The sequence below is a fragment of the Roseateles sp. GW821-FHT09H10 genome (assembly GCF_059415865.1).
The window spans coordinates 481,702-495,862 of record NZ_JBWKOB010000005.1; the positions used below are offsets into that span (position 1 = coordinate 481,702).

A 14,161-nucleotide genomic window follows, 5' to 3' on the forward strand; every position below is an offset into this window, starting at 1 on the left:
ACAAGAAATGCAAGCCCACGACCTGCCACCCGACACGCCCTTCGCCTCCGGCCTCCCCCGCTTCGCGGCGCCCGCGGCCGACGCCCTCGCGGCCTGGCAACAGGCCTATGCGGCGCGCGGCGCAGCCTGCGCGGCCGACGTGGGTGGCGAGTTCGCGGTGGCGCTCAAGCTGCCCAGCGGCGGCAGCTATCTGGCTGTCGACCGTTTCGCCGTGCACAGCCTGTGCTACGCGGTGCAGGACGGGCGCCTGCACTTCGCGACGCGCGCCGATGAACTGGCCCGGCGCCTGGGCATCCGCGAGCTCGACACCCAGGCCATCTTCAACTACCTCTTCCATCACTGCATCCCGTCGCCGCGCACCATCTACGTCGGCATCCACCGCCTGCCGGCGGCGCATTACGCGCTGTTCGAGAACGGCCAGCTGACCGTCGCGCCCTACTGGGTCGCACGCTTTGACGAGCAGGCCAGCCCCAGCTTCGGCGCGCTGAAGGAAGAGTTCCGCAGCATCCTGCGCACGTCGGTCAGGGACAGGCTGAGCCCGGACGGCAAGACCGCCTGCTTCCTGAGCGGCGGCACCGACAGCTCGACCGTCTGCGGCCTGCTCGGCGAGGTCACCGGCAAGGCGCCGGCGAGCTATTCCATCGGCTTCGAGGCCGAGGGCTACGACGAGATGGAATACGCGCGCATCGCCGCCAAGGCCTATGGCGCCGACCACCACGAGTACTACGTGACGCCGGCCGACCTCGTCAGGTCCATCCCCGACGTCGCTGCCCACTACGACCAGCCCTTCGGCAATTCCTCGGCCGTGCCGGCCTTCTACTGCGCCAGCAAGGCACGCGCCGACGGCCACACCCGCATGCTGGCCGGCGACGGTGGCGACGAACTCTTCGGCGGCAACACCCGCTACGCCAAGGAGCGCGTCTTCCACGTCTACAGCCAGATCCCGTCGCCGCTGCGCGCCGGCGTCCTCAACCCGCTGTTCATGAACCCCGTCACCGGCAGCATCCCGCTGCTGAAGAAGGGCACGAGCTACATCCGCCAGGCCCGCGTGCCCATGCCGGATCGCATGCAGAGCTACAACCTGCTGGACCGCCTGGGCCTGTCCAACATGCTGACGCCGGCCTTCCTCGCCGCCGTCAACACCCAGGGCCCGCGCGAGCACCAGCGCGCCACCTGGGCCGCCGGCCCGCAGGGCGCCAGCCTCGTCAACCAGATGCTGGCCTTCGACTGGCGCTACACCCTGGCCGAGAACGACCTGCCCAAGGTGGTCGGCACCACGGCCCTGGCCGGCGTCGACGTCGGCTTCCCGCTGCTGGACACGCGGCTGCTGGACTTCTCCCTGAAGCTGCCGACGAACTACAAGCTGCGCGGCTTCAAGCTGCGCTGGTTCTTCAAGGAGGCCCTGCGCGGCTTTCTGCCCGACGAGATCCTGACGAAGAAGAAGCACGGCTTCGGCCTGCCCTTCGGCCCCTGGGCGGTCAAGGATGCCGCCCTGAATGCATTGGCCGCCGAGTCGCTGCGCGGCATTGCCGCGCGCGGCATCGTGCGCGCCGATTTCGTGGAAAGCCTGCTGACCGAGCGGCTCAAGGAGCACGCCGGCTACTACGGCGAAACGGTCTGGACGCTGATGATGCTGGAGCAGTGGATGCGAGCCCACGCGCCTGACTACCGCGTCGCCCCCTAACCTTTTGGATACACGCCATGTCTGACACCCGCCCCCTCGTGCACCTGATCGCCGGCGCCCGGCCCAACTTCATGAAGATCGCGCCGCTGATGCGCGCGATCGCGGCCGATGGCCGGCTGCAGGCCCGCCTGATCCACACCGGCCAGCATTTCGACAAGGACATGAATGACGTGTTCTTCCAGGAACTCGGCATCCCGACCCCGGACGTGCGCCTGAACTGTGGCGGCGGCACCCATGCGGAACAGTCCGGCAAGATCATGATGGCCTACGAGGCCTGCGTGGCCGAGGACCGCCCGGCCTGCTGCCTGGTCGTGGGCGACGTGAACTCGACGCTTGCCTGCGCCATCGTGGCCAAGAAGGCCGGCGTGCCGGTGGCGCACGTCGAGGCCGGCCTGCGCAGCGGCGACCGCGCCATGCCGGAAGAGATCAACCGCCTCGTCACCGACGCGATCACGGACTGGTTCTTTGTCACCGAGCCCTCCGGCCATGCCCATCTGCTGCGCGAAGGCCAGGCCGAGGAGGCCATCCACGACGTCGGCCATGTGATGGTCGACAACCTGCTCTACCAGGCCGCCAAGCTGGGCCAGGATTTCGACACCACGACGCTGGAGAGCGACGCGCTGAAGCGCCAGCTGGGCCGCTACGCCGTCGTCACGCTGCACCGCCCCAGCAACGTCGACGGCGAGGCCAATCTGCGCCGCGCCGCCGGTGTCGTCAATGCGCTGGCCGCCGATGTGCCGGTCGTCTTCCCGATGCACCCTCGCACCCGCAAGAACCTGGAAGCCCTGGGCGTGGCCCTGGCGCCCAACGTGCATGTGCTGGGCCCGCAGCCCTATATGTCCTTCCTGCACCTGTGGAAGGACGCCGCCGTGGTGCTGACCGACAGCGGCGGCCTGCAGGAGGAAACCACCGCCCTGGGCGTGCCCTGCGTGACCATGCGCGAAAGCACCGAGCGCCCCGTGACGGTGGACGAAGGCAGCAATGTGCTGGCCGGCACGAATCCCGAGCGCGTGCTCGCAGCCTGCCGCGATGCACTGGGCGGCCGCGCCAAGGCCGGCCGCCGTCCCGCGCTGTGGGACGGCCATTCGTCGGAGCGCATCGTCGAGGCGCTGGCGACCCGCCTCGGCGCCTGAGCCCAGCTAGCCGGTCAAGGCCGGGCGCCGTCCAGCCGCCGCAGCACGTCGGGCGCGACCAGCGCCGAGCCGCGCATGCTGAGGTGGTTGCTGTCGAAGTAGAGCGGCTGGTCGCCGTCGAGCACGCGGCAGAGCTCGGCCGGGCACAGCTTGTCCCGCACCGGCACGCGCGTCGCGCCGCCCTGCTGGGCCACGCGCTCCAGCATCGCCAGCGCGAGCGCCTGGCGCTGGTCGTACTGGCTCGGGGTCTGGCCCTGGGCCTCGGGCAGCTCACCACGCCGCCAGCGCATGGCCAGCGAATCCGGGATGGGATAGTGGTAGGTCGGCACCGGGTCCAGCAGCAGCACCTGCTTGCCGGCCTCGCGCAGGCGCTTCACGCTCTTCACCAGGCCAGCCTCGAAGGCCGCCGCATCGTCGGCCAGGTAGAACTCGTAGCGCGACGTCAACAGGACGGCGTCGACCGTGGGATCCTGGATCATGCGGTCGAGCAGGGCCTGGTTCACCGACGTGCAGAGCTTGCGGCCTGGCGCGGCGAAGTCCAGTGCCGGCGGGCAGCGCGAACTGGTCAGCTGGGCGACACGCCGGTCCGTGGCCTGGTCGCCCAGGGCGCGGGCGATCTCGGCGCCATGGCTGTCGGCCCAGACCACCAGGGTCCTGGGCGCCGCTTCCGGCCCGAACAGGCAGCGCGCGTCGTAATCGAGCCAGCGGTTGCCGGATGAATGGCAGCGCTTGCGGTCGGGGTTGGAATCGCTCGCCCCCGCCCGCAGCGCGGCGTCGCGGCCGGGCTGCGCAGCGCGGTGGTCGGCCGCCAGCGTCAGGGCCCATGCCGCCGCCAGGCTGAGCAGGATGGTGGAAGCTCCGGCGATCAGCAGCGTGCGTTGCCGCACCTTCGAATGGCGCACGGGCGCCTCGACCCAATGCAGGGACAGCCAGGCCAGCAGCACCGACAAAGCCACGGCCACGGCCGCCTGCAGGGCCGTCGGCTCGTCCAGCAGCCAGTGCTTGGCCAGCACGATGACGGGCCAGTGCCAGAGATAGAGGGAGAAGGACTGCGCGCCTATCCAGCGCAGCGGCGCCATTGACAGCCAGCGCGTCGCATGCGGCCGGCCGGTCTCGCCGACCCAGATCAGGGCCGCCGTCGGCAGGCAGGGCCACAGGGCCGCCGGGCCGGGGAAATGAGGCTCGGCGCGCATGAACAGCAGGGCCGCCACCAGGGCCAGCAGCGAGACCCAGCCGACGAGGTCGTTGACCCAGGCCGGCCGCGTGATGCGCCCGCCACCGCGGCTCACCCACCAGGCCAGCAGGGAGCCGATCATCAGCTCGAAGGTGCGGGCCGGCGCCGCGTAGAACGCGAGGTCGGGGCCATAGGGCATCAGCCGCATGCAATAGGCGAAGGACAGCAGGCCGATGCCGAGCAGCACCCAGCCGATGAAGCGCGGCGCGAACCGCCACAGCAGCGCCAGCAGCGGGGGGAAGACGATGTAGTACTGCTCCTCGACGGCCAGCGACCAGGTGTGCAGCAGCGGCTTCAGCTCGGCGGCGCTCTCGAAATAACCCGTCGTGCGGTAGAGCTCGATGTTGGACACGAACAGCCCGGTGGCGCCCAGCAGCCGCGCGAACTCGCGCAGCGGCTGCGGCTCCAGCAGCCACAGGCACAGCGGCGCGACGATGGCCAGCATCGCGAACAGGGCCGGGAAGATGCGCCGGATGCGCGCCGCGTAGAAGGAGGCGATGCTGTAGCTGCCGGCCTGCAGGCGCTGCAGCAGCAGCGTCGTGATCAGATAGCCCGAGATCACGAAGAAGATGTCCACGCCGATGAAGCCGCCGGGCAGCAGCGCGGGCCAGGCGTGGAACACCACCACGGGCACGATGGCCAGGGCGCGCAGTCCTTCGATGTCGGGTCGGAATTTCATCAGCGACGGATTCAACTGGGCGTCACGGCGAGCGCGACAGCCGGCTCATGCCGAGCTTGCCCAGCAACTTCAGGAAGGCCGGGTCCCGCGTCAACGGATGCCTCACCAGCAGCAGGCCGGGAATCCAGGTCAGCATGCAAAGCAGGATGGCCAGCGCGAAGGCGGCGGCCGGCATGGGGGTGCTGCGCTCGATGCCGTAGTGCCAGGCGATCGCCAGCGGCGCGAGCAGGCTGATGAGGGCCGCGCCGGCGCTGCGGGCCAGGTTGCGCGCCCAGGTGCGCCAGTCGTTGCGCATGAAACGCGCCTTGGCCGCGTACAGCAGGGGCACCTGCAGCAGCAGGGCCAGCAGCAGCGCGATGGCGCAGGCCAGCATGGACCTGAACCACAGCGCGGCCACGATGATCATGGCGGCCCGCAGCGGCTGCCACAGCAGCTCGACCTTGGTCAGCAGGTCGATGCGGCCGGCCGCCAGCATCAGCGGATTGATCAGGTTGGCCGTCGCCGCCACGGCGCCGCACAGGCAGTACCAGGGCACGAGGGCCGCGGCGGTGTCCCATTGGGGGCCGAACAGCAGGCGCAGCGTCTCCAGCGCGTACAGGCTGACAAAGCCGTAGAAAGGCCAGGCCGTCGCCGTGACGTGGGTGACGCCGGTCATGTAGTGCGCCTCCAGGTCCTGGCCCTCCCGCACCGCCTTGGCATAGGCGGGAAAGGCGACGTTGCGGATGGCCGTCATCACGTCGCGATGGAAGAGCTGCATCAGCCCCTGGGCCTTGCTGATGATGGCCACCGGCTCGAAGCCCATCAGCTTGCCGACCGCCAGGTCGTTGACGTCCATGGAGATGGAGGTGACCACGCCCGTCAGCGAGCTCTGCGCGCCAAAGCCGAGCAGGCGGCGCCAGGCCTTCAGATTGGGCCTGAGCTTGAGGCTGTCGGGGCGTGCGATCCAGGCCCCCACGCAGCTGGCGGCGTTGGTGACCACCGACCCGATGGCCAGCGCCATGACGCCCTGGCCGGCCCAGGCCAGCACGATGCTGACGATGGCGCCCAGCGCGGCGCTGCACAGGCCGATGAGGGCCAGCGCCCGGAAGGCCATCTCGCGGCGCAGCAGGGCCAGCGTCACCGTCGCGAAAGGCAGCAGCAGGAAGTTGAGCGCGCAGACCCACAGGGTGTCGCGCACCAGGCCTTCGCGGTAGAAGGCGGCGATGGCGGGCGCGGCGAGCATGACCACCAGGAACAGGCCGCCGCCCAGCAGCAGCGACAGGCCGAAGGCCGTGCGCAGCGAATCCTGCTGCAGCTCCTTCTCCTGGATGACGTAGTTCACCAGTCCGAAGTCGCGCAGCACCTGGGCGACGCCGATGACGGACAGGCTGACCGAGAAGATGCCTACCTGCTCCGGCGACAGCAGCCGCGCCAGCAGCACATTGCTGCCCAGCGCGATGATGATGCTGAGCCAGCGCTCGATGAAGGAGAAGGCCAGCGCCTTGCGAACGCCTTTGCCGCTGTCGCTCACCCTGCGACCGCCTTGTCCAGGATGCGTGCCATCTGCTGGGCCGTGGCGGCCCGCGTGTAGGCCGTGACGCGTTCCGGGCGCTGGGGCGCGAAGCCCGTCAGCTCGCGGCCGGCGCACAGATCGGCCAGCACGCCGGCGGCCGCCTCTACGTCGTCGGGCAGGATCTGCCGGCCGCCGCCGACGTCCTCGATCACGCGCGCGACCTCGCTGCCCGGCAGCGTGGCCGCCAGGATGGGCCGGCCGCTGCCGACATACTCGAACAGCTTGCCAGGCAGGGAGGCCATCGCGAAGAAGCCGTTGGACACGGGCAGGAAGACCATGTCGGCTTCGGTCATCAGGCGCAGCGCGGTCGAATGCGTGACGCGCCCATGTTCATGCACGATGTCCTGCACGCCGAAGTCCTTCGCGGGGCCGGGCGGGAAGCCCGCGGTGTCGACGCGCAGCCGCTCCAGCCCGGGCGCTCCCCTCTCCTTCAGGCGCTGCAGGGCCTGGTAGAGCAGATCGGGACCGTAGCCGGGGCGCCAGACGCCGGTGTAGCTGACGCGCACCAGGCCGTCGCCCGGCGGTGGCGGCGAGCCGGCGAAGTCTGCCGGCACGAAGCCGTTGGTGATGCACTGGATGTCGTCGCGGCCGTTGTCCTTCTGCAGCGAGCGCGTCAGGCTCTGCGTCGTCGTGACGATGGCCGCGGCCTTGGCGGCGGCCTTGCGCTCCAGGCGCGGGCTGAACCAGCGCTGCAGGCGGCTTTCCGTGTCCCAGGCCACCGTGTTGGTGGGCCGCCAGGGGTCCCGGTAGTCCAGCACATAGGGCAGGCCCGTGCGCTGGGCGATGTCATGCCCGACGAGGAAGGACGTCCACGGCGAGCCCGTCGCCAGGATGGCGTCGAAGGGGGTCTCGCGATGGGCCTTGACGGCGGCCTCCACGGCCTCGCTGCGCCAGGCGGCGGCATCGTCGGGGATGGCCCACAGGCGGTCCAGGCGCCAGGTCAGCCCGTCGACGACACGCTGGCGCTGGCTGGCCGGCGCCAGCGCGCCCAGGCGCTGGGCCCAGCGTTCGCTCGCATGCGGCACGCGCAGCACGCGCGTGCCCGGCCTCACCTCGTCCAGCAGGCGCTCGTCGCGATCCCGCGGCTTGGGGTTGGCGAAGGTGACGACGGTGGGCTGCCAGCCGTAGTCCGGCAGGTTGTTCGCGAACTCGAGCGAACGGCGCGTTCCCGAATTCGCGAAGGGCGGGAACATGTAGGCGATGAAGAGCAGCGAGCGCATGGGAAATCGATTCAGGAAGCCGCGCCGGCGGCGCTGCGGGCCAGGTTGTTCATCAGCCGCATGCCGAACTTGAGCCGCCCGCGGTCCCAGGGCGTGAAGCGGGGGATCTGGAACACGTCGTCCTGGCGGGTCGCCGCCGCCCAGCGCGTCGACACGGCGGCATCGAAGCCGAGGTCGCGCACGATGGCCGGATGCACGGCCGGCAGATAGTCGGTGCCGGGCTTGCCATTGGGGTAGGCGAACAGGCCCACCTTCTCGCCGAGCAGGGCCTGCAGCACATCGCGGCTGCGCCCGATCTCGTCTGCCGCCTGCTGCGGCTGCAGCGTGGCCAGGATGGGATGGCTGACCGTGTGCGCGCCGATCTGCATGCCGGCGCGATGCAGGCCGCGCACCTGCTCGCTGCTCATCATGAGGTCGTCGGGCGGACGGACTTCGGCGCGCTGGGCGATGGCGTCGACGCAGGCCACGCGCGGCTCGGGCGGCAGGTATTTGACGCGCTCGATGAGCTTGCCGAGGGCCGCGCGCCGGCCGGCGGTGTCGCCGAGCGTGTGCTGGCCCAGGTCCTCGCCACGGCCATCGCGCAGGCCGCGCAGGTCCAGCGACGGCAGCGCGCTCAGGCGCACGGACTCGATCAGCGTGTCGTTCCACATGCGCCCGCCATCCAGGAAGCCGGTGGCGACGAAGAAGCTGCAGGGCAAGCCATGCTTGCGCAGCAGGGGCAGCGCCACGTCGTGGTTGTCGGCATAGCCATCGTCGAAGCTCAGGGCGGCGGCGCGTGCCGGCAGGCTGCCCTCGTTCAACTGGCGGATCGCCGTGTCCAGCGGCAGCACCTGGAACCAGGACTTGATCCAGCCCAGCAGCTCATCGAAGCGGGCCGCATCGACCTCGTCCGGAAACAATGGATCGGGCTGGGGCAGCACGCGGTGGAAGATGAAGACGCTCAGGCGCGCGCGCGCACCCGCCGGGGACAGGAGGCTGAACAGGGGTTTCATGGCGGGGCCGGCGGCTGCTTGCGCCGCTTGGCGAATTGCTTCTTGAGGAATTCCGGCCAGTGGATGAGAGGCTCCTCCTTCTCGCGCAGCCATTCCTTGCGGTCCAGCCAGCGGCGGCCGATGACGGCCAGCACGAGCAGGTTGTAGGGCAGGTCCCAGTAGCTCAGGCTCAGGAAGGCGCCCCCCACCGCATAGCCCGCCAGGCTCACCTGCAGCATGCTGCCCATGTCGGACAGCCACTGCGTCTCCGGCTTGCCCTTGGCCTTGATCCGCAAATGCCCGGCCGTGAACCAGACCATGGTGAACAGGGTCAGGAAGATGAACAGGCCCAGGAAGCCCTGCTCGCCCAGCACCATGAAGTAGATGCTGTGGGCCGCGTGCACGTCGTTGGGGTCGGGCCCGTAGACCTGGAAGATGATGCCCGTCCAGATCATGAAGCCGCCGCCGAAGAAGTTGGCCTTGGCCAGGTTCCAGGCCATCCACCAGGCGTTGATGCGCCCCATGGCCGACTCGTCCTTGTCGTAGGTCTTGATGGTGTTCATGCGGTCCCACCATTCGGCCGGCATCACCGACAGCAGCGCGATGCCCACGACGACCATGATGATGGCGCCCGCCGCCTTGTTCTTGCCCCGCCACCACAGCACGATGGCCATCGCGGCAATGGCCAGCAGCGCGCCGCGCGAGTGGCTGCCGAGCGCCGCCATGGCCATCAGCACCATGCAGATGGTCATCGTCGTCTTGGCCCATTTGGCCTGCATCTGCATCTGCAGGAAGCGCATCAGCGGAATGACGATGACGATGGCCAGCGCGACCTCGTTGTTGCCCTCGATATAGGTGTTCTCAGGCCCCCAGACCCGGTAGCTGCCGCCGGTGGCGAGGGTGAAGGCCCCGCCCTTGACGCCGAAGAAGCCGATGGAGAAGACCAGCACCCAGGTCAGCAGCATCATGTGCCGCTTGCTGTGCAGCAGCACCATGGCGACCAGGATCATCAGGTCGATCTTCATGACGCGCTTCCACAGCTCGTAGGACTCGTCGAAGATCATCGAGAACGGCAGCGTGATGCACATCCACACCATGAAGATGATGAGCATGATGCTCTCGCGGCTTTGCGAGTAGTCGCGCCTGTCCTTGGTGATGAACAGGCCGATCAGCGTCGCGCCGCCGATGGCGGCCGCGAAGGGCATGGTGCGCAGCGCCCACGACAGCTGGTGCGGGTTCATGATGCTGATCCACGTCCAGCCGAGGATGCCGATCCAGGGCCGCTTGAACGCGTTCAGGAAGATCCACCCCAGCGGGAGGAGCAGCATCAGGTCACGCATGGCAAGCTTCTCCCGCCGCAACGGCTTTCATCAGCCGCGCGAGCTGGGCCGCGCTGGCATCCCAGGCATAGGCCTGGGCCATGCGGCGCACGGCGGCCCGGTCGACGTCGCGCGCCAGCCAGCGCTGTACGGCCTCCGCGATGGCGGCGGCGCTGCGCTCGCGCAGCAGTTCACCGGCATCCGGGGCACCGGCCAGCACCTCGGGGATGCCGCCGACCGCCGTGGCGAGCGCCGGCGTGCCGCAGGCCAGGGCCTCCAGCAGCGCGTTGGGCAGGCCTTCGCGGCTGGAAGGCATGACGAAGAGGTCAGCGGCGGCATACCAGCGCGCCAGGTCGGCCTGGCCGACCGAGCCGAGCAGGCGCACGCGGCCGGCGAGGCCATGGCGGTCGATCAAGGCCTGCAGGGACTCGCGCTCCGGCCCTTCGCCGGCGATGGCCAGCTGCAGGCGCGGCTGGGCAGCGGCCAGCTGTTGCACGGCCTCGACCAGCAGCGCATGGCCCTTGAGTTCGATGAGGTTGCCCACGGCGAGCAGCAGCGGCGCGTCGTCCAGGCCCAGCCCGGCGCGCGCGTCCTGCTGCGACAGTGGCGCGAAGCGCTCCAGGTCCACGCCGTTGCGGATGGTGTGCAGCTTGTGCGCCGGCACACCCCAGCCATGCAGCACGTCCACCAGCGCCTGGCTGACGCCGACACAGGCGGAGGCCTGCTCGCAGGCCTGCAGCATGCGGGCGCGGGCGCGCGGGTTCTGGCCGATGAGGTTCAGGTCCGAGCCGCGCGCGGTGATGACGAGGGGCTTGCCGAAATGCCGCGACAGGGCCGCGGCGGCGATGCCGTCGGGATAGAAGTAGTGGGCGTCGACCAGATCGAAGGCGATCGCCTCGCGCTCGACGCAGGCGATGGCGGCCCGCGCCATCGCGTCGGGCTGCATGGCCATGCCGATCTTGGGCAGCATCAAGTAGCGCGGGTGGTGGGCCGACTGGCCCTGCCAGCTCTCGTGCCGCGGCGTGCGGGCCCAGGCGGCATAGTCGCCGAAGCGCTCGGCCGTGAACGGGAACCAGGGCACCGGCGCGATGACCTCCGCGTCGAAGCCATGGCGCTGGCGCAGCTCGCGCAGCCGCGCAGCCACGAACAGGCCATGGCGCGGGCGGGCGCTGCTGGGATACAGCGACGAGAAGGTCAGCAGCCGCATCAGCCCACGAGCCGGGTGAAGGGCTGGACGTAGTGCGACACCGAGCGCGTCCAGTTGCGCTCGGTCTCGACGAAGCGCCGGCCGGCCGTGCCGATGGCCGGCCACTGCTCGCGCTTGGCCAGCATGTCCAGCACGGTGGCAGCCAGGTCGGTCGCGGAGCCGGCCTTGAACAGCCGGCCGGTCTCGCCGTCGCGGATCAGCTCGCGGTGGCCGCCGACGTCCGAGGCCAGCATGACGCGCGACTGCGCCATCGCCTCCAGCGGCTTCAGCGGCGTGACGAGCTCCGTCAGGCGCATCGGGTGGCGGGGATAGACCAGCAGATCGACCAGGTCGTAATAGCGCGTGACTTCGGCATGCGGCACGCGGCCGGTGAAGAGCACCTTGTCCTGCAGACCGAGGGCCGCGGCCTGGGCCTTCAATGCAGCCTCCTGCGGGCCGCCGCCCACCAGCAGCACGCGCACGTCGGGCCGCTGCTGCACGATGGCAGGCAGCGCGTCGAGCAGCAGGTCCAGGCCCTCGTAGGCGTAGAAGCTGCCCAGGAAGCCCAGCACGGTGCAGCCCGTCAGCCCCAGCTGGGCCTGCAGGGCCGGGTCGGCCTGGCCGCCGGGCGTGAAGGCTTCGATGTCGACGGCGTTGGGGATGACGGTGACGCGCTCGGCGGGGATGCCGCGGGCCACGATGTCGCCGCGCAGGCCCTCGCAGATGGTGAACACATGGCTGGCACGGCGCAGGGCGCGCGTCTCCATCCAGCGCGTCAGGCGGTAGCGCGCGCTGCCCTCGCGGGTGGTGCCATGGTCCACGGCCGCGTCTTCCCAGAAGGCGCGCACCTCGTAGACGACCGGGATCCCCAGGCGCCGGCCGACACGCAGCGCCGGCAAGGCGTTCAGCACGGGCGAATGGGCGTGCAGGATGTTGGGCTTCACCTGGCGCGCCACCTGCTCCAGCCGCGCCTCCAGGGCCTGCATGAGGCGGTACTCGCCCAGGCCCGGCAGAGCCGCCTTGGGCGCCTCGGGCGTGCGGTGGAACTGCAGGCCGTCGACGTCTTCCTGCAGCGCGCCGTTGGCCTTGTCGCCCAGCCCGGCGCTGTGCTTGGGGCTGGTGATGTGGAAGGTCTCCCAGCCCAGCGCCCGCTGCCCGCGCAGCAGGTTCATCGAGCGGAAGGTGTAGCCCGAATGCAGGGGGATGGAATGGTCGAAGACATGCAGCACCCTCATGCCACGGCCTCCGGCACGGGCAGGCCGATGGATTCGGGCGCGTCGACCACCTGGCGCAGGAAGGCCTCGAACATCATCAGCGTCCACAGCGGCGCGCTGAAGTCGCTCTGGCCGTTCTGGTGGCGGTCCACCAGGCGCTGCAACTCGTCGCGGTTGAACCAGCCCGTGTCGGCCAGGCGCTCGCCCAGCACGGCCTCGCGCACGCGCTGGCGCAGCGGCCCGCGGAACCAGCGTGCCAGCGGCACGGCAAAGCCCATCTTCGGGCGGTAGAGCACGTCGTTGGGCAGCAGGGGCTCCATCGCCTTCTTGAACAGGAACTTGCCTTCGCCGTCGCGCAGCTTCAGGTGCGAGGGCAGCGTGGCCAGCCATTCCACCAGCTTGTGGTCCATCAGCGGCTCGCGCACCTCCAGGCTGTGCGCCATGGAAGCGCGGTCGACCTTGGTGTTGATGTCGCCGACCAGGTAGGTCTTGGTGTCCAGGTACTGGATCAGGGCCAGCGGGTCCTCGGTGCCGGCATTGGCGGCATGGCGCTCGAAGACGGAAAAGGCGTCGTAGCCCGCCAGCTCGCTCTTCAGCCTGGGCGAGAACAGGGCGGAGCGCATGGGCCCGCGCATGATGGACATGGAGTGGAAATAGGCCTGGGTGCTGGTGCGCGCCAGGCCTTCGAAGGTGGTCTTGGCGCGCACGAAGCGCGGCGCCCAGTCCATCTTGGGATAGAGATTGCCCAGGGTGCCGAACAGCGGCTTGCGCAGCCCGTGCGGCATGGCGGCGCGCAGGCGCTCCTCCATCATGTGCAGGCGATAGCGGCGGTAGCCGCCGAAGCTCTCGTCGCCGCCGTCGCCGCTGAGGGCCACGGTGACATGCTGGCGCGCCAACTGGCTGACGCGGTAGGTCGGGATGGCCGAGCTGTCGGCATAGGGCTCGTCATAGAGCCGAGCCAGCGTGTCGATGAGGTCGAAGTCGTCACTCGCCACCGTCTGCACGCGGTGGTTGGTCTTGTAGCGGTCCGCCACCATCTGCGCGAACTCGACCTCGTTGAACTTGGGGTCGTCGAAGCCCATGGAGCAGGTGTTGACCGGCATGTCGCCCTGCAGGCCGGCCATGACGGCCACCACGGCGCTGGAGTCGACGCCGCCGCTCAGGAAGGCGCCCAGCGGCACCTCGGCCTTGAGCCGCAGCGCCACGGCCTCCTTCAGGCGTTCGCGCAGTTCCTGCTCGGCATCGGCCTGCGAGATGGGGTTGTCCAGCGTGAAGCGCACATCCCAGTAGGCCTGGGGCTGGCGCGGGCTTTCGCCGCGCTTCCACAGTACGCGGTGGCCCGGCTCCAGCTTGCGCGCCGCCTTGAAGACGGTGCGCGGATCGGCCGCGTAGCCCAGCGCGAAATACTCCTCGACGGCATGCGGGTCGAGGTCGCGCGGCATGCCGCCATGGGCCAGCAGGCTCTTCAGCTCGGAGCCGAACAGCAGCCAGCCGTCGTCGAGCAGCGCGTAATGCATAGGCTTGACGCCCAGGCGGTCGCGGGCCATGAACAGGCAGTCGCGGCGGCGGTCATGCAGGGCGAAGGCGAACATGCCGCGCAGGTGCAGCACGCAGTCCTCGCCCCATTGCTCCCAGGCGCGCACGATGGTCTCGGTGTCGCTCTTGGTGCGGAAGTGGTGGCCCAGGGCCGTCAGCTCGGCCGTCAGCTCCTGGTAGTTGTAGATCTCGCCGTTGAAGACCAGGGCGACGCTGCGGTCGTCGTTGAAGATCGGCTGCTGGCCGGTCGCGATGTCGATGACGGACAGGCGGCGGTGGCCCAGGCCCAGGCCGGGCTCGATGTGCAGCTCGCCCTCATCGGGGCCGCGGTGGTGCTGGGATTCGTTCATCCGGTGCAGCCGCTGGCGCTCGGGTAGGCGTTGGCCGCGGGTGTCGAACAAACCGGTGATGCCGCACATGAAAAGTTCAGCCC

General features: G+C 69.8%; 10 protein-coding genes. 2 read left to right on the forward strand and 8 right to left on the reverse strand.

The features are described 5' to 3' along the window. Window positions 1–7 precede the first annotated feature (7 nt). Window positions 8–1,684, forward strand: a complete 1,677-nt coding sequence (locus AC07OY_RS23390; protein ID WP_495044973.1) for an asparagine synthetase B family protein — start codon at window positions 8–10, stop codon at window positions 1,682–1,684. Between the two features lie 17 nt (window positions 1,685–1,701). Beyond that, on the forward strand, window positions 1,702–2,817 hold the full coding sequence (gene wecB / locus AC07OY_RS23395; protein WP_495044974.1) for a non-hydrolyzing UDP-N-acetylglucosamine 2-epimerase: 1,116 nt from the start codon (window positions 1,702–1,704) through the stop codon (window positions 2,815–2,817). 14 nt (window positions 2,818–2,831) lie between these two features. Here the strand turns inward: wecB and AC07OY_RS23400 are convergent, their stop codons facing one another. Genes AC07OY_RS23400 through AC07OY_RS23435 form a run of 8 tightly spaced genes read right to left on the reverse strand, consistent with a single transcriptional unit; the run spans window position 2,832 to window position 14,147 of the window. Beyond that, a complete protein-coding gene (locus tag AC07OY_RS23400; RefSeq protein ID WP_495044975.1) occupies window positions 2,832–4,730 on the reverse strand; it encodes an acyltransferase family protein in 1,899 nt (632 codons plus the stop codon). Between the two features lie 22 nt (window positions 4,731–4,752). Next, complete coding sequence (locus AC07OY_RS23405; RefSeq protein ID WP_495044976.1) at window positions 4,753–6,240, reverse strand: lipopolysaccharide biosynthesis protein; 1,488 nt, start codon at window positions 6,238–6,240, stop codon at window positions 4,753–4,755. Further along, window positions 6,237–7,502, reverse strand: coding sequence for a glycosyltransferase (locus AC07OY_RS23410; RefSeq protein WP_495044977.1), 1,266 nt, complete (start codon window positions 7,500–7,502; stop codon window positions 6,237–6,239). Before AC07OY_RS23410 ends, AC07OY_RS23405 begins: the two co-directional genes overlap by 4 nt. 11 nt (window positions 7,503–7,513) lie before the next feature. Beyond that, window positions 7,514–8,494, reverse strand: coding sequence for a polysaccharide deacetylase family protein (locus AC07OY_RS23415; protein WP_495044978.1), 981 nt, complete (start codon window positions 8,492–8,494; stop codon window positions 7,514–7,516). Next, window positions 8,491–9,813, reverse strand: coding sequence for a putative O-glycosylation ligase, exosortase A system-associated (locus AC07OY_RS23420; protein ID WP_495044979.1), 1,323 nt, complete (start codon window positions 9,811–9,813; stop codon window positions 8,491–8,493). Before AC07OY_RS23420 ends, AC07OY_RS23415 begins: the two co-directional genes overlap by 4 nt. Next, window positions 9,806–10,999, reverse strand: a complete 1,194-nt coding sequence (locus AC07OY_RS23425; RefSeq protein WP_495044980.1) for a glycosyltransferase — start codon at window positions 10,997–10,999, stop codon at window positions 9,806–9,808. Before AC07OY_RS23425 ends, AC07OY_RS23420 begins: the two co-directional genes overlap by 8 nt. Continuing rightward, complete coding sequence (locus AC07OY_RS23430) at window positions 10,999–12,213, reverse strand: TIGR04063 family PEP-CTERM/XrtA system glycosyltransferase (RefSeq protein ID WP_495044981.1); 1,215 nt, start codon at window positions 12,211–12,213, stop codon at window positions 10,999–11,001. Before AC07OY_RS23430 ends, AC07OY_RS23425 begins: the two co-directional genes overlap by 1 nt. Beyond that, window positions 12,210–14,147, reverse strand: coding sequence for an XrtA/PEP-CTERM system amidotransferase (locus AC07OY_RS23435; RefSeq protein ID WP_495044982.1), 1,938 nt, complete (start codon window positions 14,145–14,147; stop codon window positions 12,210–12,212). The genes AC07OY_RS23430 and AC07OY_RS23435 overlap by 4 nt, the downstream gene beginning before the upstream one ends. Window positions 14,148–14,161: the final 14 nt, after the last annotated feature.

Coding starts and splice junctions, on each gene's coding strand:
- AC07OY_RS23390 (WP_495044973.1), top strand. CDS start 8: ATGCAAGCCCACGACCTGCCACCCGACACGCCCTTCGCCTCCGGCCTC.
- wecB (WP_495044974.1), top strand. CDS start 1,702: ATGTCTGACACCCGCCCCCTCGTGCACCTGATCGCCGGCGCCCGGCCC.
- AC07OY_RS23400 (WP_495044975.1), bottom strand. CDS start 4,730: ATGAAATTCCGACCCGACATCGAAGGACTGCGCGCCCTGGCCATCGTG.
- AC07OY_RS23410 (WP_495044977.1), bottom strand. CDS start 7,502: ATGCGCTCGCTGCTCTTCATCGCCTACATGTTCCCGCCCTTCGCGAAT.
- AC07OY_RS23415 (WP_495044978.1), bottom strand. CDS start 8,494: ATGAAACCCCTGTTCAGCCTCCTGTCCCCGGCGGGTGCGCGCGCGCGC.
- AC07OY_RS23420 (WP_495044979.1), bottom strand. CDS start 9,813: ATGCGTGACCTGATGCTGCTCCTCCCGCTGGGGTGGATCTTCCTGAAC.
- AC07OY_RS23425 (WP_495044980.1), bottom strand. CDS start 10,999: ATGCGGCTGCTGACCTTCTCGTCGCTGTATCCCAGCAGCGCCCGCCCG.
- AC07OY_RS23430 (WP_495044981.1), bottom strand. CDS start 12,213: ATGAGGGTGCTGCATGTCTTCGACCATTCCATCCCCCTGCATTCGGGC.
- AC07OY_RS23435 (WP_495044982.1), bottom strand. CDS start 14,147: ATGTGCGGCATCACCGGTTTGTTCGACACCCGCGGCCAACGCCTACCC.